Source organism: Janthinobacterium sp. DSP2-3-3, from assembly GCF_049897325.1.
Classification (GTDB): domain Bacteria; phylum Pseudomonadota; class Gammaproteobacteria; order Burkholderiales; family Burkholderiaceae_D; genus Janthinobacterium.
This window is the reverse complement of sequence record NZ_JAFCWA010000006.1, coordinates 336700-359233: the sequence shown is the minus strand read 5'-3', so window position 1 is coordinate 359233 and position 22534 is coordinate 336700. Positions and strand designations below refer to the sequence as shown.

Genomic DNA, 22534 nt, shown 5'->3' with positions numbered 1-22534 from the left:
GCCGCGCAACTTTAGCCGTCACGATCAACACATGAATTTCTCTTCCGTGCGCGAAGCCCTGACTTCGCTCAGCCGCAGCAATGTCGGCGTCGCCAGCGCCGTACTATCCAGCATGCTGGCCTCCATCGCCCTGTGGACGGTGTTCCCGAATATCGACGATGAAAACCATTTATTGGAATGGCTGCAGGCGCTGTTCCTGGCCCTGGCTTGCACGGTGCACGGCGTGCGCGCCTGGCAAGAGGCTGACCGCCAGTCATTGCGTTTCCTCATGCATGCCGGCTTGTGTGCCCTGCTATTCGGCTTCCTGCTGCGCGAACTCGATATCGACCAATTCGGCACAGCGCCCGCCTGGGCTCAGGCTGAAAAAGCCTTGCGCGTGCTGGAGTTGCTGATCCTGATACGCCTGCTGATCTTTTTCGCGCCGCGCGCCCGCAAGGTGTTTGCCCATGCCGGCCTGATTTTCAGCATGCGCATCACCATCCTGACGGCCATCGGCGGCTTGCTGATGGCCGCTGGCTGGCCTTTCGACAAGAAGGTCTTTCACGGCATGCCGGACGCCTACGCGCTGCTGGGCGAGGAAGTCTTCGAACTGGGTGCCTATTTGCTGCTGTTCCTCGCTTCGCTGGCCGATAGCACGGCCGCCGCGCGCATCAGCCTAGCGCCCCGGAAGAAACCGGCCTAAACACCTTCAAAGGAGGATGGCAGCGGCAGCAGGCGCTGCAAGGTCGCGGCCACGCGCAGCAGACGCGGATCGTCATCGTCGGCCTCGTCGCAGGTATCGTTGATGCAGAAAAACGGCAGGCTGCCGAAACGCGCCGCCAGCTCTTCCAGTTGCTGCGGCGCCTGTACATCACCGCTGGCAATATGCAGCGGGTCGAGCATGCATGCCCGCGCCATCCCCTGATGCACCATCCAGCGCGGCACCAGGTCGGGCAGCAAAGCCGGCACCTGCCAGGAGCGAAACACCGTCGCGCGCACGCCGGCAAACATGGCCGGTGCCAGCGCCTCGAGCGCATGCAGCGCACTTTTCAGCATGGGCCGAGGCGCATGCGCATACAGGCGCGGTTCATGCCGGTAAGCGGCATACTGCGCCGACAGCCATTGCCGCGACAAAGTGGCGCAATTGACAGGCGCCGCCACGTCGGCCCGCAAGCCCTGCAAATCGGGCTGCAGTGCGCTCTCCGTAAACACACTCAAACGCCGGTCGCCTTCACCGCCAAACCAGAATGCGGGCTCGAAGGGCGCGCCAAAAAATACGTCGTCATTCAGATACAGGAAGCGTTCGGACAGGCGCGGAATATGGTGTAGGTAGGATTCGATATGACCGGAATCGAACACGGGCAAGGCGGCGCCTGGCATCAGGCTGGCATGGTCGATGACCGTCAGGCGCGGTGAGGCGCGCAGCCAGGCAGGCACCTGGCGGTCCGTCAGCAGATAGACATGGCCGTGACCGGGGAAGAAGCGCTCCAGCGCGCGCAGGTTGTAGCGCAGTTCGCCGTTGTCGCGGTAGCGCCCCGCCACGTTGCCATGCAGGGCCAGCTGGCCAGGATGCGCCTGCTCCCAGGCGGCATATGCCTGCTGCCGGCGCGCCTGCCACGCCGGGTCGGCGCCATCGACCCACAGGTAGACGATGTCGATGCGCGCCGCAGGCATCGCGCTGGCGGCGCCGCTCAAGGGAGAGGGCTGGAGCCTGGCGCCGCCACGCAGTAATCGGCGACGGCAGCGAGTACGCTGGCGTTCTCGCCCACCGCCTCGACCACCTTCAGGCGCAATCGCGGATGCTGCTGGCGCAGCTCTTCCAGCAAGAGCGGCAAGTCGCGCAGCACATGCCCGCCCTGCCCCAGGAACACCGGCACCACCGTGACGTCCAGGGTGGCGCCGGCGGGCAACTCGGCCAGCAAGGTCGCTACCAGCTCGGGCAGGCGCGGCGTCATCAACTCCAGGAAGGCCAGGTGCACGCTGGTACCGGGCATGCGCGCCTGGGTCAGATCGCGCAGGCGCTCGAAGGGCGCGGCCCACGATGCGGCGCGCGCGCCGTGGGCAAACAAGATCAGTGCATGTTTCACGTTCGTCTCCATCAGTGTCGCTCCACCCACCACAGGGCACCCAGCGCCAGCAGCAGATACAGAGCGCTCGGCGCCACCGCTGTCAGGAAGGCCGGCCAGGTGCTGAGCAACCCGAGATGCGAGAACAGGGTGTTGACCAGCATGAAGCTCACGCCGATCATGATGCCGATGAAGATCTTCAGGCTGATGCCGCCGCTGCGCGTATGCATGTAGGCGAACGGCAGCGCCAGCGCCATCAGCACGAAAATGGCCAGCGGATCGATCAGCTTTTTCCAGAAGGCGATGCGAAAACGCTCAGTTTCCTGCTTGTTCTCGGCCAGGTGGCGCGTGTACACGGCCAGTTCGCTGGCCGACATACGCTCGGGATCGGAAGCTGACACCGTCAGGATCTTCGGCGTCACTTCCGACGTCATGTCCTTGCTGGCGCTTTGCACCGTGCGCACCAGACTCGTTTCCTGCCCATAGTAGTTCGCCAGCTTCGGCTCGAAGCCGGGCGAAGTCGCCGCGCTGTTCGAGAACGAGGTTTCCGTCACATCGGTGAGACGCCAGATATTGTTGCCCTGATATGTCGCCCCCTTGGCCACGGTCAGAGTGCGCAAACGCATATCGGTGTCAAATTCATACAACTTGACGTTTTTCAGCTGGCCGTCCGGACGCGCTTCGCCGACATTGAAGAAGCGCGAACCGGTGACGGTGCCCGTCAGGCCGTCGCTCTTGACCATGTCCTTGGTCCACAGGCCGGAGCGAAATTCGCTCGACACGGTCGCACCGCGCGAAGTCAGCTTGAGACGTTCGGCCAGCGGCTCGGTGCGCGGCGTGATCAACTCACCGAAGATGAAGGTGATGACCACGAAGACGATACCGATGCGGAACAGGAAACCGGCCGCCATCGCCGTCGACATGCTTGAGGCACGCATGATGGTAAATTCGGAACTGGCCGCAAGCTGCGCCATCGTGTAGATCGTGCCGATCAGCGCCGCGATCGGCATCACCTCGTACACATGCCCCGGCACCAGCACCAGCACATACAGGAAGGCATACTGGATGGTGTAGCCGTTGCGGCCCACCTTGGGCAGCTCGCCCGTCAGGTCGATGAAGGCTTGCAGTGCCAGGAAGGCCAGCAGCACGAACAGCACCGCCTGGAATATCGAGACCGCAAAATAGCGCTGTAAAATCTTCATTTCGATGCCGCTTTACTTGGTTTGCCGGCGCGGCGCGCGCGCTTGAAGGACGCCAGCAGGACCAGCGGGTGATAGCGGTGATTCACATTCAGGCGCCACGCAAACAGCGCCACCACGGCCAGTGCCGCCAGCAGGTGCAGCGGCCACCAAGCCAGGCCGAATGTCAAACGCCCCTGTTTCACGCTCGCTTCGACGACCTTGATAAGGTTGCTGTACGTAAAGAAAATCAGCAGGGCCACGATCAGGTTGGCCGAACTGCCGGCACGCGGGTTGACGAAGCCCAGCGGAATGGCCAGCAAGATCAGCATCAGGCCGATCAGGGGCGCACTGACGCGCCACAGCAATTCGGCCATGGTGTAGGGATTCGGATCGGCGATGAGCGCCATGGTACTCATGGCGCGCACGCCCAGTTCCGCGCCCAGTTCCTGCTGCTTGCTCTCGATGCGCATGATGTACTGCTCGAATTCCATGGTCTGGAAGTCCGCTTGCGTCGGCACGCCCTGATAGCGGCGGCCGCTCTTGAGCACCAGGAAGCGTTCGCCCTTGGCGTCGGTATTGATCACGCCTTCCCTGGCGACGACGACGACGGCGCTGCCTTTCTCATCGACGGTATTGACGAAGACGTTCTGCACCACGTTCTTCTCGCCACTGACACCCTCGACGAAGAAGATGCGGTTGCTGCCGGCTGATTCGCGGAACTGGCCCGGCGTGACTTTCTGCAGGTCTTCGCGCTTTTCAAAGCGCGCCACGTATTCATCGCTTTTCTTTTGCGCCCACGGCGTGGCGTACAAGCTCAGGATGCCGGTGGCCAGCACCAGCGGCAGGCCGAAGCTCAGGACCGGCCAGATCCAGCGCGACAGGCTCAGGCCGGAAGCGAACCACACCACCATCTCCGATTCCTTGTAGCTGCGGGTAACGACCATCAGCACCGAAATGAAACCGGTAAGGATGATGATGGTGGGCAGCTGCATCAGGGCGGAAAAAACCATCAGCGACATGACGTCGGCCGACGCGATCTTGCCGCCCGCCGCCTTGCCGAGAATGCCGATCAACATCCAGGTGAGCAGGATGCTGAACAAAACAGTGAAGGTGGCCCCGGCGGCACTAGCCAATTCACGTCGAAGGGCGCGTTGAAAGATCATTCGGAGTTTATAATTCGGGTCAGTTAGTTGAGTAACACGTTACTAGTAAATGAAAACGGAGAACCAAATGGACTTTAGCATAAAAGCATTCGATACCAAGAGCACCCTCGGCACGGCCAAAAGCGGATGCATCGCGGTTGCGGTATTCGAAAACAAAAAACTGTCGCCAGCGGCAAAATCGCTGGACAGCAAGGGTGCGATTTCGGCTGCGCTGAAGTCCGGCGACATCAGCGGCAAGCCTGGCAGCACCTTGCTGCTGCGCGCAGTCGATGGCGTCGCCGCCGAACGTGTTCTGTTGGTAGGCATGGGCAGCGATGACACTGTCAGCGAAAAAAGCTTCGCTACCGGCGTACAAGCGGCCCTCAAGGCTTTCGGCTCGCTGGGCGCTGCGGACGCCATTATCGCATTACCGCTGACGGAAGTGAAAGAGCGCGACGCAAATTGGGCAATCCGTTGCGTGGTGCAGGCCGCACATGACAACGAATACCGCTGCGACTCGCAAAAAAGCAAAAAGGATCCGGCACCAGCAGGCGTGCGCAAGATCGTCCTGGCGGCTCCGGCAACGGCAGCCACGCGCGGCGCGCTGGCGCAAGCCATCGCCATTGCCAATGGCTCTGACCTGACGCGCAACTTGGGCGACCTGCCGGCGAACATCGCCAATCCAACCTACCTGGCCAACACGGCCAAGCAGTTGGCCAAGGATTACAAGTTCGAAGTCGAAATCCTGGACCGCAAACAGCTAGAAGCGCTGAAAATGGGCAGCTTCCTGTCCGTCACCAACGGCAGCGAGCAGCCGCCGAAATTCATCGTCCTGAAACACATGGGCGGCAAGGCCAAGGATGCGCCGGTGGTCTTGGTCGGCAAGGGCATCACCTTCGACACGGGCGGCATTTCGATCAAGGCCGGTCCTGGCATGGATGAAATGAAGTACGACATGTGCGGCGCCGCCTCGGTACTGGGCACTTTCCGCGCCATCGGCGAAATGAATCTGAAGCTGAACGTTATCGGCGTCATCGCCGCCTGCGAAAACATGCCGTCGGGCCGCGCCACCAAGCCGGGCGACATCGTCACCTCGATGAACGGCCTGACCATCGAAGTGCTGAACACGGACGCCGAAGGCCGTCTGGTGCTGTGCGACGCGCTGACCTACGCCGAACGCTTCAAGCCGGCAGCCGTGGTCGATATCGCCACCCTGACGGGCGCTTGCGTCGTGGCCCTGGGTCACCACAACAGCGGCCTGTTTACGCGCAGCGATGCGGCGCATGACCAGCTGGCCAATGAGCTGCTGGCAGCGGGCAAACAATCCAGCGATACGGCATGGCGCATGCCGATCGAAGAGGCGTACAACGAGCAGCTGAAGTCGAACTTCGCCGATCTGGCCAACATCGGCACGCCAGGCGGCGGTTCGGTGACGGCAGCGGCGTTCCTGGAAAACTTCACCAAGAAGTACACCTGGGCGCATCTGGACATCGCCGGCACGGCATGGAAATCGGGCGGCGCAAAAGGCGCGACCGGCCGTCCCGTCCCCCTGCTGACGACGTTCCTCATCAACCGCGTGTAAGAGAACGCCAGACCAAACCTACTGCGCGGGGCTATTGGCGGCCGGCGATGCTCGCTGTACATAAAGTACAGCTGCGCTTCTCGACCACCACTAGCTCCCGCTCGCTACGGTTTTGTCAGGCGTCGTTAAGTATTCAGTAAGAAGACAGCCGCCATAGTCACTGACCTTGGCGGCTTTTTTATGTGTATTGGTATTAGTAGACGACGGGATTGGGCAAAGGCGATGGCGCCACTTTTGGCTGCACCACCGTTTCCGGCACGGCGGCCGGGGGCTGTTTCGCGGCGACGGGCGCTGGCGGCGGCGCCAGGCGCGCGGGGTCTTGCATGACAATGGTCAAAATCGATGGATAGTCAAAGCCCGCACCCGTGTTGCGGTCGACGAAATAGCCGACGCCCAAGGTCAGGATGACATTACCCCAGATGCTGCCATTGAGTTTGGGATCGATGTGGTCGTCCGTGGCGATGGCGGGCGAACCGTGCTTCCGGCAGTCGACTGTCAAAGGCTCCTGGCTCTTGCGGATGGTAATGCGCCCCGGCGTGGTGACAAACCACTTGCCCACGTCGTTACTGAGGATGCAGCCGGCGCCGTTCAGCTCGCGGTTGTCCTGGATGGTTTGCACCAGCACCATCTGCTCGGTGTTGCCAGTCAACGTGGCGCAGCCGCCCAGAGCGAACAGCAGCGTCCCGGCGGCAAAGGCGGCAAGGGGGGCAGACAGCGGCACACGCATGGGTAGCTCGCTTAACGGACGGGAATCGGCTGGTCGCCGGGCACGGCGACGGCGGTAACGCTGTTTTTCGGACTGCCCTCGATCAGGCGGTCGGAATACACGAGGTAGACCAGCGCATTGCGCTTGCTGTCGACCATGCGCACCACGCGCACATGCTTGAAAAAGATCGAGGCACGCTCGGTAAACACTTCTTCCTGGCGCGGCAGCTTGCCTTTGAATTGCAGCGGCCCCACCTGACGGCAAGCCACGGCCGCATCGGCCTTGTCTTCGGCCAGGCCGACGGCGCCCTTGATGCCGCCGGTCTTGGCGCGCGACAGGTAGCAGCTGACGCCAGCGACGCGCGGATCGTCGTAGGCTTCGACGACGATCTTGTGGTCAGGGCCGATCAATTTGAACACCGTGTCGACCGAACCGATGGTTTCGGCATGCGCCGCGGTGCAGGCAAAGCCCAGCACCAAAGCGGCAGGCAGCAATTTACGCATGAAATAATCCCGGGCACGCACGCAGGCGGCCATCAGTTGATGGGAGCGAAACGCTGGACCATGACGCCTTCGACTTCGATCAGTTGAAAGAACACGTCTTTCGGCCGGGTCCAGATGGAACCGTCCGCGGCGCGATACACGATCATCGGCGTCAGATCCGCTTCCAGCGTGGCTTCGCACACCAGTTCATAAATGCCGCCCTTGTAGTGCCGATAACGCATCGCCGTCCCCTCAAGCCGTTGAATCTTCGCTCTTGTCGTCGGCCAGTGCCTTCTGCTTCATCTTCAGGCCCTGGATCACTTTGAGTATGCCTTCCATGCCGGCAGCGCCATCGGCACCGCCGAAGGCGTCGAGCACCTCATTGAGCACCTTGTTGCGCACGGTCGCTTCATCGGAAGACATTTCCAGCGCGCGTTGGGCTTTCGCCGCCTTTTCAGCAGCGCTCACGCGAGGCTTGGCCGCCGTTTTGCCATGCGTCAGAGCTGCCTGCCAGATAACCCAGCGGCGCTGGGTCTCGAAAATCAGGTACTCATCCGGTTTGTCTTCTCTTCGCCGCACAATGTGGCCGTCACGCTGCGCCCACGCTTCAAATGCAGTTCGCATTTTCTTCCTTTGCAAATGCTACGCGCAAGTCTCACTATTAAAACTGCAACATTTCAAAATAGTACCATCTATTGATGTCGCAAAACAGTCTCATAGATATAGTACTGCAATTTATATAACAAGTCTGGCGGCGCCAGTGACGGAATTGATGCTCCGCCCCGGCACAGTGGTCATGTAATCGGAATAGCAATTACAACTAATTACAACTGCTTCCTGTTCGGTTCTCAACTTGGCTGTAACAAAGCCGTGTGACACAGTTGTTACATTGTGCCATTTTAGTAGTTTTTATCGCGTTTTAGCGAGAAACTTTACACCTTTGTCGCGTTAAACGGCGAGACGCAGTCCGCCACGCCAGCCGCTTATGCGAAATCAAACATTGGGGTTGATCAATCATACACAAAAACATAATATTCATGCGTCACGATTGGCTAAATACAAATACTTTATTAATAGTCTTTTTCCCTGTAGGAAAATAAAGTGCTTGCGCGACAAGCGGGGAGCAGGACGCCGGCGACACGCATGCGGTAAGATTCGCGCTTATCGATACCTATTCAAGCAAGGACTTTTCCCATGAAAATCACTACCTGGAACGTCAATTCGCTTAAAGTGCGTCTGCCGCAAGTGCTGCAGTGGCTGACAGACAACCCGGTCGACATACTCTGCTTGCAAGAGACCAAGCTGACGGATGACAAGTTCCCCGTCACCGAGATTGAGGCAGCCGGCTACCAGGTGGTCTTCAGCGGCCAGAAGACCTACAACGGCGTGGCCATCCTGTCGAAGCTTCCGATCACCGACGTGGTGAAGAACAACCCGCGCTATGAAGATGCGCAGCAGCGCATCCTGGCCGCCACCATAGGCGGCGTGCGCGTCGTCTGCGCCTACGTGCCGAACGGCCAGAGCGTCGATTCGGACAAGTACGAATACAAACTTAGCTGGCTGGCGGCCCTGCACGAGTGGCTGGCCGAAGAAGCGCTGCAGCACCCGCAGCTGGCCGTCGTGGGCGACTACAATATCGCGCCCGACGACCGCGACGTGCACGACCCTGTCGCCTGGGCCGGCCAGGTGCTGGTCTCGGACAAGGAACGCGCCGCCCTGCAACGCCTGTTCGACATCGGCCTGACGGACGCCTTCCGCCTGTTCGAGCAGGCGGAAAAATCATTCAGCTGGTGGGATTACCGCCAGCTGGGCTTCCGCCTGAACAAGGGTTTGCGCATCGACCATATCCTGCTCTCGCCAGCCCTGGCGGCCCGCTGCACGGCCTGCGTGATCGACCGCGTGCCCCGCAAATGGGAGCAACCTTCAGACCATGCGCCGGTTGTGGCCACCATCGACTAATCAGGCAACCGTTCCAGCAGCGATTGCGCATTCGCCGCCGGCACGGGCGCCGAAAACAGATAACCCTGCGCATAGCGGCAGCCGTTCGCTTGCAGCAGGGCGAACTGCTCTTCCGTCTCCACGCCCTCGGCCACGGTCGACAATTGCAGGCTGTCAGCCAGCGCGATGATGGCCGCCACGATGGCGCGGTCTTCCGCGCTGTGTTCCAGGTCCTTGATGAAGGCACGGTCGATCTTGACCTTTTTTACGGGGAAGCGCTTCAAGTAAGCCAGGCTGGAATAGCCGGTGCCGAAATCGTCGATCGACAGGCGCAGGCCCATGCCATTGATCTGCCGCAAAATTTCCAGGGTATGCTCGCCGTGCTGCATCAGCGCCGTCTCGGTGATCTCGAATTCCAGCAGCGCCGGATCGATGCCCGTTTCACGCACCACGGCGCCGATCGCCGCCACCAGGCCCTTGTGCATGAACTGGCGCGGCGACAGGTTCACCGCCAAGGGCACGGGCTGCAAGCCCTGGCGCTGCCAGGCCATGCTTTGCTCGCACGCCTGGCGCATGACCCATTCGCCCACCGGTACGATCAAGCCGTTTTCCTCCATGATGGGAATGAAGCGGTCAGGCAGCACCAGGCCTTGGCCGGGACGGCGCCAGCGCAGCAGCACTTCCATGCCATGCAGGCGGCGCGTGGCGATATCGATGATGGGCTGGTAAAACAGTTCGAACTGCTGCAGCGCCAGCGCCGTGCGCAAGCTGCTTTCCAGGTCGAAGTGCAGGGCCGCCGCCTGGTTCATCGTCTGCGTGAAGAACTGATAATTATTGCGGCCATTGCCCTTGGCGTGGTACATGGCCGCATCGGCATGGCGCATCAAGGTGTCGACATCGCCGCCATCGTCCGGATACAGGCAGATGCCGATCGACGGCGTGACGTGCAGCACATGGCCATCGAGCGGAAAGGCGGGCGTCAGCGCCTCGATGATCTTCTCGGCCACGCGCGACGCTTCGTCGGTGTCGCGGATGCCGGGCACCAGCACGACGAATTCATCGCCACCCAAACGCGCCACCGTATCGCTGGCACGCACCGCGCGGCAGAGCCGGCCGGCCACTTCCTTGAGCAGCAAATCGCCCGTCATGTGGCCCAGCGAATCGTTGATGGTCTTGAAGCGGTCCAGGTCAATGAACATCACGGCCAGCTTGCGCCCGGAGCGCTGCGAGGACAGCATGGCCCGTTCCAGGCGGTCCGACAGCAGCGCGCGGTTCGGCAAGCCCGTCAGGTTGTCGTGGTAGGCCATGTGATGCACCCGCGCCTCGGCCTGGCGCCGCTCGACGATCTCGCCCTGCAGCAGCAAATTGGCGCCGGCCAGTTCGGCCGTGCGTTCGTGCACGCGCAGTTCCAGTTCGTCGCGCGCACGGCGCACCGCCTCGGCCGCCTCGCGGCGCGCCGTCACATCGTCGACCAGCCACACGGAACGACCATGCGCATGCGCCAGGTCAAACGGCCGGCCGGACAGGCGCGCCCAGAAGCGGCTGCCATCCTTGCGCACCAATTGGTATTCCGACATGTGCACGCGACCCGCGCCGAAATCGCGCGCCGTCTCGCCGCGCGCCGTTTTCCACGCGACCGCGTCCGGATACAGGGCCTGCACCGACAGGCCGTTGATCTCGCCGGGGCCATAGCCGAACAACTCTTCCATCTTGCTGTTGGCACGCAAATTGTAGCCGCCCTCCACCACCGAGATGCCCAGCACGGCGCTGTCGAGGATGGCCTGGTTTTCCAGCAGCGCATTGCGCAGGGATTCTTCCGCGCGCTTCGCTTCCGTACGGTCCTCGATGATCCAGATGGTGCCTGCAGCGGGATCGTCCGGATTGACGACGTAGGCGATCAGCTGCGCCCACAAGGTGCTGCCGTCGCGGCGCATCATTTCCACTTCCGTCTGGAACGGCTTGGCCACCGACAGGAAGGGGAAGGCTGCTGCACCCAGCAACTCGTAGGACTGCTGCGACACGTATAGCGCGCGCCCGGGCAGGCCCAGCGCCTCGTCGCCGCTGTAGCCGAACATCGCGGCAAAGCCCAGGTTGTAGCGCGTGATCAGGCGGTTCTTGGTATACAAGATGCTCACCGAGGCATTCGTCATGATGGCCGCCACCTCCATCTGCGCCTGGCGGCTGTCCGTGACGTCTTCGAGTATCCAGATGGTGCCCTGCTCGCTGTGCGCCTGGTCGACGGCCTTGGCCCGAATGCGGCACCAGAACAGGCTGCCATCGCGGCGGCGGAACAGCGCTTCATCCTGCTCGTACGGCAAGCCCTGCCCCAGCAGTGGCGTGGCTTGCACGCCAAACTCTGCGTAGGCAGCGGGCGAGGGAAACAGCTCGGCGGCGGGCAAGCCCGTCATCTCCTCCTGCGCGTAGCCGAACATTTCTGCGAAGCGGGGATTGCAACGCAAGACCAGGCGCGAACGCGAAAACAGGATGCCGACGGACGCATTGTCGAGGATGGCCTGCTGCTCCAGCATCAGTTGGCGCGTGGCCTCCTCGGCCGCCTTCTGCGCGCTGCGGTCGTCGAACAGCCAGATCGTGTCACGCAAGCCTCGGTCGATCTGGCTCTCCGGGTTCAGTACATAACCATACGCCAGCGCCCAGAAAGTGGAGCCGTCGCGGCGGCGCATCTCCATCTCGCCCTGGAACGGCTGGCCGCGCCGCAGCAAGGGCGACGCTTGCCGCACCACGTTCTCATACGCCGCGCGTGACGGGTACAGGTCGGCGACGGCCAGGCCCACGCCGCTGTCGCCATCAAAGCCGAAGCATTCGGCAAAGCGGCGGTTGTAGCGCAGCACGCCCTTGTCGCGCTGAAAACCGATGGCCAGCGGCGCGTTGTCCATCACGGCCTGCATTTCCAGCATGGCGCGGCGCAGCTGGTCTTCATCGCGCCGGTGGTCGCTGATATCCTCGATAATCCACACCGTGCCGTCATGCGTATTCAAGGGATCGACAGCGCGCCCGTGCAGCCGGCCCCAGAACAGCGTGCCGTCCTGGCGCCGCAATTCCAGTTCGGTGCGATACGGCTTGCCTTTGGAGAGCAACGGCGCCGCTTCCAGCCCCAGGATGCGGCAATGCTCGGCGGAGCGGTACAGCACCGCGCCCGGCATGCCCGTCAACTGGTGGCGCGCATAGCCGAGCATCTCGGCGGCGCGGATATTGCACTCCTCGATGAAGCCGCCCTTGGAAAACATAATGCCGACGGCAGCGCTTTCCAGGATGGCGTGCTGTTCCAGCAAGGTCTTGCGCAAGGCTTGCTGGTCGCGCTGCTGCACGCTGATGTCGGCAAACACCAGGGTCGCACCCGGCAATCCATCGCCCACCGGCAGCGGCTTGGCCCATACCTGCACGGCGATGGCGGCATCGATTCCCTCCAGGCTGCTGTCCCAGTGCCGTTCGCGCCCGGCAGCGCCCAGCGCGCCACGCAGCATGCTGGTACTCGACGCGCGGTAGGCGTCGGTAAAACAGTCGGCCAGCAGCCGGCCCGACACATCCCTGCCCAGCAAGGTGCTCAAGGCGCCATTCGCCGCGACTACCATGCCGCAAGCATCGCAGGCGCAGGCCGGCAAGGCGATCAGCTGCAAGGCATCGGCGATGAAATCGGGACTGGTCGGTACGCGGTTCATGGGCACCATGGATGGTTAAAGGCAAAGTGAACATACGCCTGGGCAAAATATTTTTCCAAGCATCACGGTGCTGCTAGATCATAAACCAGTTTCCGGGGGTTTTTTCATATTCCTTATTGGCAATATCTGAAACACCACAGACCACTTGCAACACGCCTGTTGCACAGCCGTTGCATGGCAATAAAATGAAACAAATCGTTTAGAATAAAGCATGCGCCGCCCTCCCCAACCTCCGCTCGACCACCGCGACAAACCCGTCATCTGGACCGTCTCCGTCTCGCGCCTGTTCGACCTGTTCCGCGACATCACGCTCGAATACGATGACCTGGCGATGATCGAACCGATCAACCTGGGCTTCGACGACGCCGTGCGCCACATCCGCGAACGCATGGCCACCGAACGCTGCGACGCCGTCATCGCGGCCGGCTCGAACGGCGCCTACCTGAAAGGCCGGCTGTCGGTACCCGTCATCATCGCCAAGGCCAGCGGTTACGACGTGATGCAGGCGCTGGCGCGCGCGCGGCGCATCTCGCCGCACATCGGTGTCGTCACCTACCAGGACCCGATGCCGGAACTGGCTGAATTTGCCGCCACTTTCGGCTTCCAGATTGCCCAGCGCACCTATGCCACCGAGGAAGACGCGCGCGCACAGATCAACGAACTGAAGGCGGCCGGCGTCAAGGCCGTCGTCGGCGCGGGCCTCGTCACCGACCTGGCCGAAGAGGCGGGGCTGGCCGCCGTCTTCGTGTATTCGGCCACGGCCATCCGGCGCGCCTTCGACGACGCGTTGGAACTGGCGCGCCTGACCCAGATCGAATCGACCCGCGGACGGCGCGCGGTAGTGGCCGACACCCTGCGCGCGCGGCATGGCCTGCACGATTTGCGCGGCGAATCGGAAGCGATGGAAGCGCTGCGCCAGTCGGTGCTGCTGTACGCCCGTTCGCCGGCGACGGTACTGATCCAGGGCGAGACGGGTAGCGGCAAGGAACTGGTGGCGCAGGCGATCCACCGCGAAAGCCCGCGCAGCCTGGGTGCGAACCGGCCCTTCATCGCTATCAATTGCGGCGCCATCGCCGAATCCTTGCTCGAATCGGAGCTGTTCGGCCACGAGGATGGGGCCTTCACGGGCGCGCGCCGGGGCGGCCATGCAGGCCTGTTCGAAGCAGCCAACCACGGCACCCTGTTCCTAGACGAAATCGGTGAAATGCCGCTGGTCCTGCAAACGCGCTTGCTGCGCGTGCTGGAAGAGCGCGAAGTGGTGCGCGTGGGCGGCACGCGGCCCATCGCCATCAATGTGCGCATCATCAGCGCCACGCACTGCGACCTGGAACAGCGCATCCGCGAAGGACGCTTCCGCGCCGACCTGTTCTACCGTCTGGCCGTGCTGCGCCTGCATTTGCCCGCCTTGCGCGAACACGCCAGCGATATTCCAGGCCTGGCTGAATGGTCGCTGAAAAACGCGCTGGCCGCACTGGGCGCCCGTCCGCACCCCAACCTGCACGCCGAAATCCAGGCTTGCGCGCCGCTGCTGCGCCGCTACGACTGGCCCGGCAACGTGCGCGAACTGCGCAACCTGGCCGAGCGTTTGGCACTGTTCCTGGCCGCCGAACCGCTGCAAGCGCTGACACCCGCCTTCGTGCTGGGTGTGGCGCCGGAACTGGGCAACGCTACCGGCACGGCGGCGCTGCCGCCGGCGCCAGCCGCCACCGTACCGCTGCGTCTGGAAGATGAAAGCACCAGCGCGGTGCTGGCGCGCTTCGGCGGGCGCCGCGACGCCGCCGCCCAATACTTAGGCATCAGCCGCACCACCCTGTGGCGCCGCCTGCGCGCCGGCTGATTTTTTCACCCCTCCCAAAAACACCATGGACGACTGGCCTCACCTGCACGATTTATGGCAACGCTGTACGGGACACGGCGGCGCTGCCGGCACCAGCGGACTGGCGCGCGACCACCAGGACATCAAAGCCCTGTACGCGCGCGGCATTTCGATGGACGACGCGCTGCACTTCCTGTATCAGCAACGGCCGACCCTGCAAGCCTACACGGACTGGATCGCCGCGCGCACGCGCCCACGCCCGGCGCACGCCGCCAGTCCCCACCAGGATGTGCTGTCCGCCGCCGAGCTGCGCCATTTCGAGGAACATGGCTATCTGGTGCTGCGCGCCACCGTGCCGCGCGCGCAGTGCGCCGCTGCCCGGACTGCCATCTGGGACTATCTGGGCGCCAGCCCCGATGATGCGGCATCGTGGTACCAGCCGCACCCGGGCAAGCGGGGCCTGATGCTGCAATTTTCCGACCATCCGGCCCTTGAGGAAAACCGCTACAGCGCGCACATACGCCACGCCTACCAGCAGCTATACCGCACAAGCACAAGCACCGGCACCGGCACAAGCACAAGCACAAGCACCGGCATCTACGCCAGCATCGACAAGGTGAGCTTCAATCCGCCGGAAACGCCGCAGCACCGTTTCCCTGGCAGCGCCCTGCACTGGGATGTCAGCCTGCAACAGCCGATTCCCTTCAAGCTGCAAGGCATGCTGTACCTGAGCGACTGTCCGGCGCAGCATGGCGCCTTTCACTGCGTGCCCGGCTTCCAGCGGCACATCGCCGACTGGCTGCGGCAAGTGCCGCCGGGGCGCCAGCCGCGCGAATGGGCCATCGAAGACTTGCGGCCCGTGCCCGTCGACGGCATGGCCGGTGATTTCATCATCTGGCACCAGGCCCTGCCCCATTGCGCCACGCCCAACCGCGGCCCGGCGCCGCGCATGGTGCAGTACCTGACCTACCTTCCCGACCACCTGCAGGATCAGGATACGTGGATCTGAACCACTCATCCCGCCCTGACGACGCTCATCCCGCAGCACTGGCGGCCGCCCGCCTGCGCCGCTAGCATGGTCGTCAAGGAGGCGTACCCCATGAAACGAACACTGCAAACATTGATCTTGCTCACCACCGTGCTGCTGGCGGGCGCCAGCCGGGCCGCCGCGCCCGCGCCATTCACGGTCGACGTCACGGGAAAAGTCTTCATCAAGGATGTGAAACGCTGCTGGTTTGTGGCGTTTGACGATATCCGCCTGTTGGAATCGGAAGGCACGCGCGCGCATTTCGGCGCGCAGCAGCCGCTGATGCTGCGCAGCCTGAACCAGCTGGAAGAAAAGCTTGATCCCGCCCTGTTCTTGTGTGCCAACCGGCGCCAGATCGTCAACCTGGCGCAGGTGGCGCAAGTGGCGCCGAATGCCGCCGATGGCCTCGACCTGCACCTGCTGGACGGCAGCGTGGTCGAAGTGTCGCGCCGCCGCGCGCAGCAGTTCAAGGCCGCCTGCGGCCTTTAAGGGGACTATTTCAGCGCGGGGATCGGCTGCGCCTGGAACGCGGGGCGCGGCTGCTCCTTGAGCTTTTTCGCCAGCATATCGAGCGCCACCTCCAGCTGGCGGTCGGCGCCATTGAAGGTGGCGTGCGGCGGATTTTCCACCTCCACGTCCGGCACCACGCCCACGCCCTCGATCAGCCACTGGCCATCGATGCCGAACTGGCCGTTTTCCGCCACGCGCGCCATGCCATTGTCGGCCAGGCGCGTATTGTCGCTGAGCCAGACACCGGCGCCGGCCGTGCGCTTGCCCACCAGCGGCGCCAGGCCCAGGGCCTTGATGCCGGCGGCGAAGGTCTCGCCATCCGAATACGTGAGTTCATCGACCAGCACCACCAGGTGGCCGCGAAAGGTGTTCTGCATGTTCGACGACGGCTGCACGCCCGGCGGCGCCCAGTAAGCCCAGGCCTTGCGCAGCAGTTTTTCGATGATCCAGCTGTCGATATTGCCGCCGTTATTGCGCCGCACGTCGATGATCAAGCCTTCGCGGTTGATGTTGGCGTAAAAATCGCGCGCGAACGAGGCGATGTCATTGGGCCCCATGGCGCGCAGGTGCAGGTAGCCGATGCGCCCCTGCGAGGCGGCCGCCACCTGCTCGGCGCGGCTCAGTTCCCAGTCGCCATAACGCAACGCCGTCTGTTTCGCCATGTTGACGGGCGTGACGATGACGGCGCGCGACGCGCCTCCTTTGCCCTTGCCCCGCTTGACCTGCAGCAGCACCTGCTTGTCGGCCTGGTTCAGCAGCAGGTCGCTGATATCGCGCGCGGCCAGCACGTCCTTGCCATTGACAGCCGTGATCATGTCGCCCGCCTTCACATCCACGTCGGGGCGCGACAGGGGTGCCCGCGCCGAGGGCAATTCCGCTTCGCTGCGGTAGACATGCTCGACCTGGTAACCGTCGCTGGTACGCGCCAGCACGGCACCGAGGCCGGCCGGCGTGCCTTCCTGCTCCGTGCGGCGCAATTCGCCGGGACGGATCTGCGAATGCAGGGCGCCCACTTCGGCCACCATCATGCCCAGCACGTCATTGAGCTCGGCCCGATCCGTGACCCGTTCGACCAACGGCGCATATTTGTCGCGCGCCGCCTTCCAGTTCACGCCGCGCATCTTCGCGTCGTACAGGAAATCTCGGTGCAAACGCCAGGCATCGTTGAACATCTGCTTCCATTCCAGACGCGGATTCGAGACAAAAGTCCAGTCATCGACTTTGACTTTGGCCTTCGACAGGTCGGCCGGCAGCTTGGCGCCTGCCTCGATCACCAGCATCTCGCCCGGGCCGGTAGCTGCTGCTGTCCTGTAGTACAAATGCTTTTTATCCGTCGCCAGGTCGAATTCGCGCACATTGGCCACCAGTAGTTCCGGCTTGGAGCCGGTATTGCCGATGGCCAGGGTCTTCAGGCTGGACTTGTTTTCGCCACTGTCACGCTCGAGGAAATACAGTCGCTTGTCGTCGACGGCCAGCGCGCTGTAGTTGCCCGCCGCCAGCGGCACTTCATACAGGCGCTCGGCCAGGCCCTGGCTGACGGTGGCAGGCAAGGCGGCTGGCGCCTTTTTTACTACCGTCTTGCCGCCGGCTTTCTCCAGCGCTTTTTCGGCCGCCAGTTCGGCCGCCTTTTCATCTTCCGTTTCGGCCGGTTTGACGCCAGGGCGGCTCAGCTCATCGTCGGGCTGGAACGGGAAACGGTTACCCGGCTGCAGCGCCAGCGCATACACGCCGATGCGCTTGTCGAACACAGGCCCCATGTTGCGGTCGCCCCACGGCGACCCGTTGGCCAACTGGAAATTACGCGCCGACATGAAATACAGCCAGCGCCCGTCGGGCGAAAACACGGGCGAGCCGGACGTATAGCGGTCGCTGGTGACGAATTGCAACTGCTTCGACGCAAGGTTGTACAAGCCGATCTGCTCACGCTGCTCGTTGCTGGCCACGCGCACGATGGCCAGATTGCGGCTGTCGGGCGACCATTGCACTTCGTCGTGCTTGTCCACGCCCGCCTTGCCCGCGTCGTCGATCAGTTGGTTGCCCTTGGTTGCCAAGTCCAGCAGCCAGAAACGGCCCTTCTTGTCCGTGTGCGCCAGCCAGCATCCGTCCGGCGACGGGTACAGTTTCCAGCGGTGGTTGTCGCCCTGCGTCGTCAGCTGCTCGCCCTTGCCCGAACCATCGGCGGCATACTTCCAGATTTCATTTTCGCCGCTCGTGTCGACGATGGCGAACACGGATTTCTCGTCGCTGGAAAAGACGGCATCACGCGCCCGCGTCCCTTCGGGAATGGCGATATCGACGCGGCGCAAGCTGCCCGTGCCGGCGATGCTGACCCTGCCCCGCGCCGTCAGGATGATGCGCTCATCCTTGCCCGACAACTGGACATTGCTCAAGGTATCGAGCGGCGAGCGTATCTGGCGCGCACGCTGCTGGTCGAAGTCGGACACGAGGCTGATGGCCAGCGGCTGCGAGGCGCCCATTGTCGGGCCGTTCAAGTCCAGCAGGTGCAAATCGGCGCCCAACTGGTAGACCACCTTGCCATCGCCCAGCGCGGCGTTGCGCACGTCCCACTGCGTGTGGCTGGTCAATGCGCGGCGGTCGGAGCCGTCGGGCAACATGCTCCACAGATTGTCGCTGCCGCCTTCGTCGCTGATGTACACCACGCGGCCCTGCCACCACATGGGGCGCTTGTTGTTGCCCGCCAACACGGCAGCCTCCGTGTGCATGCGCACGGCCTCGCCCTTGCCGTCCAGTTCATAGCGCCACAGGGTGGCATGCGCGCCGCCCCGGTAGTTGCGCACATTGTCGTTGGTCATGGCCAGGCCGAAACGCGTGAAGAACAGCGTCTTGCCCGCGTCGTCGAGCACGGCGTCGTTGGCGTCGGCCACGGGAAACACGCGCCGCGCCTGCTTCACGGGATCGATGGCGGCGACGATGCGGCGCGAGGCGGGGCCATCCGTATTTTGCGTGCTGATCAGCACCTCGCCCTGCGCCGTCCAGCCCAGCACCAGCACGCCGCCATTGTCATACGAAATACGGCGCGGCAAGCCACCGGCCAGCGGCATCACATAGGCTTCCTGCGCGCCTTCGTAGGCGGCGGAAAACGCCAGCCACAGGCCGTCACGGGAAATCGCCGCGTTCGTTTCATAGCCGGGATGCGTGGTCAAACGCTGTGCCGCGCCACCGCGCACGCTGCTTTTCCACAAATCGCCTTCGGCCGTGAACACGACGGTGTCGCCGCGTATGGCGGGAAAACGGAAATAACTGCCAGCAGGAGCGGAGGCAGCGGCGGCGTTGCCGAGCAGACCGGCGGACAACAGAAGCAAGGTAAGATGGCGGGAAATTTTCATGTGAGCATCCAGAGAGCGATCAGGGCGATGGGTGGCATGGACATCATGTCGATACCGGACAGCAATTCTGGCATAACCACGACCAAAGAAAACCTTCTTTATTGCCCACAAAAACGTAAAAAAACCCGCGCCACTTGCGTGGTGCGGGTTGTTGATCGCGCGTGGCGCCGGAGGACTTACTCCACTTCCACCGTTTCCGGTGCAGCCGTCGGCGCCGCGTCGGGCGGTTCCGGGAATTCCAGCAAGACCTGGTCCTTGTCGTCGAGGTCGACCGTGACCCGTCCGCCGGTGACCAGGCGGCCGAACAGCAGCTCGTCGGCCAAGGCCTTGCGGATCAGATCCTGGATCAAACGCGCCATCGGCCGCGCGCCCATCAGCGGATCGAATCCTTTCTTGCCGAGGAAAGCACGCAGCTTCTCGGTAAACACGGCTTCGACTTTTTTCTCGTGCAACTGTTCTTCCAGCTGCATCAGGAACTTGTCGACCACGCGCAGGATGATTTCCTGGTCCAGCGCGCGGAAGCTGATGGTCGCGTCGATGCGGTTGCGGAATTCCGGCGTGAACATGCGCTTGATGTCGGCCATCTCGTCGCCTGCCTGCTTGGAATTGGTGAAACCGATCGAGGCTTTCTGCAAGCTTTCCGCGCCCGCATTCGTGGTCATGATGATGATCACGTTACGGAAATCGGCTTTGCGGCCATTGTTGTCCGTCAAGGTGCCATGGTCCATCACTTGCAGCAGGATATTGAAAATGTCCGGATGGGCTTTTTCAATTTCGTCGAGCAGCAAGACCGCATGCGGCTTCTTGGTGATCGCTTCCGTCAGCAAGCCGCCCTGGTCGAAACCAACGTAGCCCGGTGGCGCGCCGATTAAACGGCTGACCGCGTGGCGTTCCATGTATTCCGACATATCGAAACGGATCAGCTCGATGCCGAGGATGAAGGCCAGTTGCTTGGCCACCTCGGTCTTGCCCACGCCCGTCGGACCGGAGAACAGGAAAGAGCCGATCGGCTTGTCCGTCTTGCCCAAGCCCGCGCGCGCCATCTTGATGGCCGAGGCCAGCGCATCGATGGCAGGATCTTGCCCGAATACCACATTACGCAAGTCGCGGTCGATGGTTTGCAGCTTGCTGCGGTCATCCTGGTTGACCGTTTGCGGCGGAATACGCGCGATCTTGGCAATGATGTCCTCGATCTCGGCCTTGCCGATGGTTTTCTTTTGCTTCGACTTCGGCAAGATGCGCTGCGCCGCGCCCGCTTCATCGATGACATCGATCGCCTTGTCGGGCAGATGGCGGTCGTTGATGAAGCGCGCCGCCAGTTCGGCTGCCGTCGTCAGGGCCGAGGCCGAGTATTTCACGCCATGGTGCTCTTCGAAGCGCGATTTCAAGCCGCGCAGGATCTGTATGGTCTGCTCGACGGTCGGCTCGTTGACGTCCACTTTCTGGAAACGGCGGCTCAAGGCATGATCTTTCTCAAACACGCCGCGGAATTCCGTGTATGTGGTCGCGCCGATGCACTTCAACTGGCCGTTGGCCAATGCCGGTTTCAGCAGGTTCGAGGCATCGAGGGTGCCGCCCGAGGCCGAGCCTGCACCGATGATGGTGTGGATCTCGTCGATGAACAGGATGCCGTTCGGATTGTCTTTCAATTGCTTCAGCACGGCTTTCAGGCGCTGTTCGAAGTCACCGCGGTATTTGGTCCCGGCCAGCAAGGCGCCCATGTCCAGCGAATACACGACGGCATTTTGCAGGATTTCCGGCACATCGCTTTGCGTGATGCGGTAAGCGAGGCCTTCGGCGATGGCCGTCTTGCCGACGCCCGCCTCACCGACCAGCAGCGGATTGTTCTTGCGGCGGCGACACAGGATCTGGATCACGCGGTCGACTTCTTCCTCGCGGCCGATCAAGGGGTCGATCTTGCCTTCGGCAGCGGCCTTGTTCAGGTTTTGCGTGAACTGGTCGAGCGGGCTTTCCTTCGGCTGACCATCGACGGGCGCTTCTTCCACGCCTTCGGAGGCTTTCGCGCTTTCCGTCGACTGGTCCTTGCGCACGCCGTGCGAAATGAAATTAACCACGTCCAGGCGCGTTACGCCCTGCTGGTGCAGGTAGTAAACAGCATGCGAATCCTTTTCGCCGAAGATGGCCACAAGCACGTTGGCGCCCGTGACTTCCTTCTTGCCATTCGAGGCGGACTGGACATGCATGATGGCGCGCTGGATCACGCGCTGGAAACCAAGCGTCGGCTGGGTGTCGACTTCGCCCGTGCCAGGCACGGTCGGCGTGTTATCGCCGATGAAATTGGTGAGGGTCTTGCGCAGGTCCTCAATATTGACCGCGCAGGCACGCAACACCTCGGCAGCGGAGGGATTGTCCAGCAGTGCCAGCAGTAAATGCTCAACCGTGATGAATTCATGCCGTGCCTGCCGAGCTTCGACAAACGCCATGTGCAAACTTACTTCTAATTCCTGCGCAATCATACTTCCTCCATCACGCACTGCAGGGGATGCCCCGCCTTGCGCGCATGCGTTAAAACGAACTCCACTTTGGTACACGCTATATCTTTAGAGAACACGCCGCACACTCCTTTGCCGTAGCGATGAACACTGAGCATGATTTGCGTCGCCGTTTCACGGTCCTTGTTGAAATACTCCTGAATGATGGCCACCACAAATTCCATAGGCGTGTAGTCGTCATTGAGCAAGGCTACCTGGTAGAGCGGTGGCGGCTTCAGTACCTGCCGCTCCAGCAGGGTTTCTGTGTCGTGCTTGGTTGCCATACGCTTATTCTAATGCTTTCACAGTGGTTGTCATGCGCAATATCTACGCCTTTCCAATTGTTTTCAATCTTACGCGTTTTCTTAATAGTGCGCAGATGGCGACCTTGCTGTCAAAATCAAGAGTTGCTTTTTTGGTTGCCGTGAAGAATTTGGCAATATCGATGGAAAAGCGCTTGACTTCATTATTTATTCCGCCAACAATGCTGTATCGACTGTTGCAGTAATGTACAGCTTGATAAGAAGTGAGACGTCGAGGAGGGGGCAAGAAGCTTCTTGCTTTTATGGCTCGTGTGATTTGTTTTAAT

Annotated in this window: 18 protein-coding genes; 6 read left to right on the top strand and 12 right to left on the bottom strand. The window is 62.3% G+C overall.

The genetic code is table 11. The annotated features are described in order from the left end of the window. The first annotated feature begins 31 nt into the window (after positions 1 to 31). Positions 32 to 682 carry a hypothetical protein gene (locus tag ACP7DE_RS15010; RefSeq protein ID WP_426072842.1) on the top strand — a complete coding sequence of 217 codons (651 nt, stop codon included), beginning with the start codon at positions 32 to 34 and terminating at the stop codon, positions 680 to 682. Here ACP7DE_RS15010 and ACP7DE_RS15005 read toward each other — a convergent pair. The 4 genes from ACP7DE_RS15005 to lptF are packed head-to-tail and all read right to left on the bottom strand — an operon-like array spanning position 679 to position 4389. Beyond that, complete coding sequence (locus ACP7DE_RS15005) at positions 679 to 1674, bottom strand: stealth family protein (RefSeq protein WP_426072841.1); 996 nt, start codon at positions 1672 to 1674, stop codon at positions 679 to 681. The genes ACP7DE_RS15010 and ACP7DE_RS15005 overlap by 4 nt on opposite strands. Then, positions 1671 to 2078 (bottom strand): sirohydrochlorin chelatase, encoded by a 408-nt coding sequence (locus tag ACP7DE_RS15000; protein WP_426072840.1) that lies wholly within the window; start codon positions 2076 to 2078, stop codon positions 1671 to 1673. Before ACP7DE_RS15000 ends, ACP7DE_RS15005 begins: the two co-directional genes overlap by 4 nt. Then, a complete protein-coding gene (lptG, locus tag ACP7DE_RS14995; protein ID WP_426072839.1) occupies positions 2078 to 3247 on the bottom strand; it encodes an LPS export ABC transporter permease LptG in 1170 nt (389 codons plus the stop codon). The genes ACP7DE_RS15000 and lptG overlap by 1 nt, the downstream gene beginning before the upstream one ends. After that, positions 3244 to 4389 carry an LPS export ABC transporter permease LptF gene (lptF, locus tag ACP7DE_RS14990; RefSeq protein ID WP_426072838.1) on the bottom strand — a complete coding sequence of 382 codons (1146 nt, stop codon included), beginning with the start codon at positions 4387 to 4389 and terminating at the stop codon, positions 3244 to 3246. Before lptF ends, lptG begins: the two co-directional genes overlap by 4 nt. A gap of 67 nt (positions 4390 to 4456) precedes the next feature. Between lptF and ACP7DE_RS14985 the strand changes: the two genes are divergently transcribed. Next, positions 4457 to 5950: a leucyl aminopeptidase gene (locus ACP7DE_RS14985; RefSeq protein WP_426072837.1), complete on the top strand. Its 1494-nt coding sequence runs from the start codon at positions 4457 to 4459 to the stop codon at positions 5948 to 5950. A gap of 193 nt (positions 5951 to 6143) precedes the next feature. Here the strand turns inward: ACP7DE_RS14985 and ACP7DE_RS14980 are convergent, their stop codons facing one another. The 4 genes from ACP7DE_RS14980 to ACP7DE_RS14965 are packed head-to-tail and all read right to left on the bottom strand — an operon-like array spanning position 6144 to position 7762. After that, positions 6144 to 6677: a hypothetical protein gene (locus ACP7DE_RS14980; protein WP_426072836.1), complete on the bottom strand. Its 534-nt coding sequence runs from the start codon at positions 6675 to 6677 to the stop codon at positions 6144 to 6146. Between the two features lie 11 nt (positions 6678 to 6688). Next, positions 6689 to 7159: a CreA family protein gene (locus tag ACP7DE_RS14975; RefSeq protein WP_071079295.1), complete on the bottom strand. Its 471-nt coding sequence runs from the start codon at positions 7157 to 7159 to the stop codon at positions 6689 to 6691. A 32-nt stretch (positions 7160 to 7191) separates the two neighbouring features. Next, a complete protein-coding gene (locus ACP7DE_RS14970; RefSeq protein ID WP_034782199.1) occupies positions 7192 to 7380 on the bottom strand; it encodes a DUF1653 domain-containing protein in 189 nt (62 codons plus the stop codon). Between the two features lie 10 nt (positions 7381 to 7390). Continuing rightward, a complete protein-coding gene (locus ACP7DE_RS14965; protein WP_426072835.1) occupies positions 7391 to 7762 on the bottom strand; it encodes a hypothetical protein in 372 nt (123 codons plus the stop codon). Between the two features lie 570 nt (positions 7763 to 8332). Here ACP7DE_RS14965 and xth point away from each other — a divergent pair. Beyond that, the gene (xth, locus tag ACP7DE_RS14960; protein WP_426072834.1) at positions 8333 to 9097 is read left to right on the top strand and encodes an exodeoxyribonuclease III; all 765 of its coding nucleotides are present in this window, start codon (positions 8333 to 8335) and stop codon (positions 9095 to 9097) included. On the opposite strand, the gene ACP7DE_RS14955 is transcribed toward xth, so the two are convergent. Then, complete coding sequence (locus ACP7DE_RS14955) at positions 9094 to 12753, bottom strand: sensor domain-containing protein (RefSeq protein ID WP_426072833.1); 3660 nt, start codon at positions 12751 to 12753, stop codon at positions 9094 to 9096. The genes xth and ACP7DE_RS14955 overlap by 4 nt on opposite strands. Positions 12754 to 12964: 211 nt before the next feature. On the opposite strand from ACP7DE_RS14955, the gene prpR reads away from it, so the two are divergent. The 3 genes from prpR (at position 12965) to ACP7DE_RS14940 (ending at position 16085) form a co-directional block, all read left to right on the top strand. After that, positions 12965 to 14590: a propionate catabolism operon regulatory protein PrpR gene (gene prpR, locus ACP7DE_RS14950; RefSeq protein WP_426072832.1), complete on the top strand. Its 1626-nt coding sequence runs from the start codon at positions 12965 to 12967 to the stop codon at positions 14588 to 14590. A gap of 25 nt (positions 14591 to 14615) precedes the next feature. Further along, positions 14616 to 15578 (top strand): phytanoyl-CoA dioxygenase family protein, encoded by a 963-nt coding sequence (locus ACP7DE_RS14945; protein ID WP_426072831.1) that lies wholly within the window; start codon positions 14616 to 14618, stop codon positions 15576 to 15578. 90 nt (positions 15579 to 15668) lie between these two features. Then, on the top strand, positions 15669 to 16085 hold the full coding sequence (locus ACP7DE_RS14940; protein ID WP_426072830.1) for a LytR/AlgR family response regulator transcription factor: 417 nt from the start codon (positions 15669 to 15671) through the stop codon (positions 16083 to 16085). Positions 16086 to 16090: 5 nt separating this feature from the next. On the opposite strand, the gene ACP7DE_RS14935 is transcribed toward ACP7DE_RS14940, so the two are convergent. The 3 genes from ACP7DE_RS14935 to clpS form a co-directional block, all read right to left on the bottom strand. After that, positions 16091 to 19453 carry a S41 family peptidase gene (locus ACP7DE_RS14935; RefSeq protein ID WP_426072829.1) on the bottom strand — a complete coding sequence of 1121 codons (3363 nt, stop codon included), beginning with the start codon at positions 19451 to 19453 and terminating at the stop codon, positions 16091 to 16093. A gap of 176 nt (positions 19454 to 19629) precedes the next feature. After that, a complete protein-coding gene (clpA, locus tag ACP7DE_RS14930; protein ID WP_426072828.1) occupies positions 19630 to 21930 on the bottom strand; it encodes an ATP-dependent Clp protease ATP-binding subunit ClpA in 2301 nt (766 codons plus the stop codon). Beyond that, complete coding sequence (gene clpS / locus ACP7DE_RS14925; RefSeq protein WP_034751577.1) at positions 21927 to 22229, bottom strand: ATP-dependent Clp protease adapter ClpS; 303 nt, start codon at positions 22227 to 22229, stop codon at positions 21927 to 21929. Before clpS ends, clpA begins: the two co-directional genes overlap by 4 nt. Positions 22230 to 22534 lie beyond the last annotated feature (305 nt).

Coding starts and splice junctions, on each gene's coding strand:
- clpS (WP_034751577.1), bottom strand. CDS start 22,229: ATGGCAACCAAGCACGACACAGAAACCCTGCTGGAGCGGCAGGTACTG.
- ACP7DE_RS15000 (WP_426072840.1), bottom strand. CDS start 2,078: ATGGAGACGAACGTGAAACATGCACTGATCTTGTTTGCCCACGGCGCG.
- ACP7DE_RS14955 (WP_426072833.1), bottom strand. CDS start 12,753: ATGAACCGCGTACCGACCAGTCCCGATTTCATCGCCGATGCCTTGCAG.
- ACP7DE_RS14980 (WP_426072836.1), bottom strand. CDS start 6,677: ATGCGTGTGCCGCTGTCTGCCCCCCTTGCCGCCTTTGCCGCCGGGACG.
- ACP7DE_RS14970 (WP_034782199.1), bottom strand. CDS start 7,380: ATGCGTTATCGGCACTACAAGGGCGGCATTTATGAACTGGTGTGCGAA.
- clpA (WP_426072828.1), bottom strand. CDS start 21,930: ATGATTGCGCAGGAATTAGAAGTAAGTTTGCACATGGCGTTTGTCGAA.
- lptG (WP_426072839.1), bottom strand. CDS start 3,247: ATGAAGATTTTACAGCGCTATTTTGCGGTCTCGATATTCCAGGCGGTG.
- ACP7DE_RS14985 (WP_426072837.1), top strand. CDS start 4,457: ATGGACTTTAGCATAAAAGCATTCGATACCAAGAGCACCCTCGGCACG.
- ACP7DE_RS14965 (WP_426072835.1), bottom strand. CDS start 7,762: ATGCGAACTGCATTTGAAGCGTGGGCGCAGCGTGACGGCCACATTGTG.
- ACP7DE_RS14940 (WP_426072830.1), top strand. CDS start 15,669: ATGAAACGAACACTGCAAACATTGATCTTGCTCACCACCGTGCTGCTG.
- ACP7DE_RS15010 (WP_426072842.1), top strand. CDS start 32: ATGAATTTCTCTTCCGTGCGCGAAGCCCTGACTTCGCTCAGCCGCAGC.
- ACP7DE_RS14935 (WP_426072829.1), bottom strand. CDS start 19,453: ATGAAAATTTCCCGCCATCTTACCTTGCTTCTGTTGTCCGCCGGTCTG.
- ACP7DE_RS14945 (WP_426072831.1), top strand. CDS start 14,616: ATGGACGACTGGCCTCACCTGCACGATTTATGGCAACGCTGTACGGGA.
- lptF (WP_426072838.1), bottom strand. CDS start 4,389: ATGATCTTTCAACGCGCCCTTCGACGTGAATTGGCTAGTGCCGCCGGG.
- ACP7DE_RS14975 (WP_071079295.1), bottom strand. CDS start 7,159: ATGCGTAAATTGCTGCCTGCCGCTTTGGTGCTGGGCTTTGCCTGCACC.
- prpR (WP_426072832.1), top strand. CDS start 12,965: ATGCGCCGCCCTCCCCAACCTCCGCTCGACCACCGCGACAAACCCGTC.
- xth (WP_426072834.1), top strand. CDS start 8,333: ATGAAAATCACTACCTGGAACGTCAATTCGCTTAAAGTGCGTCTGCCG.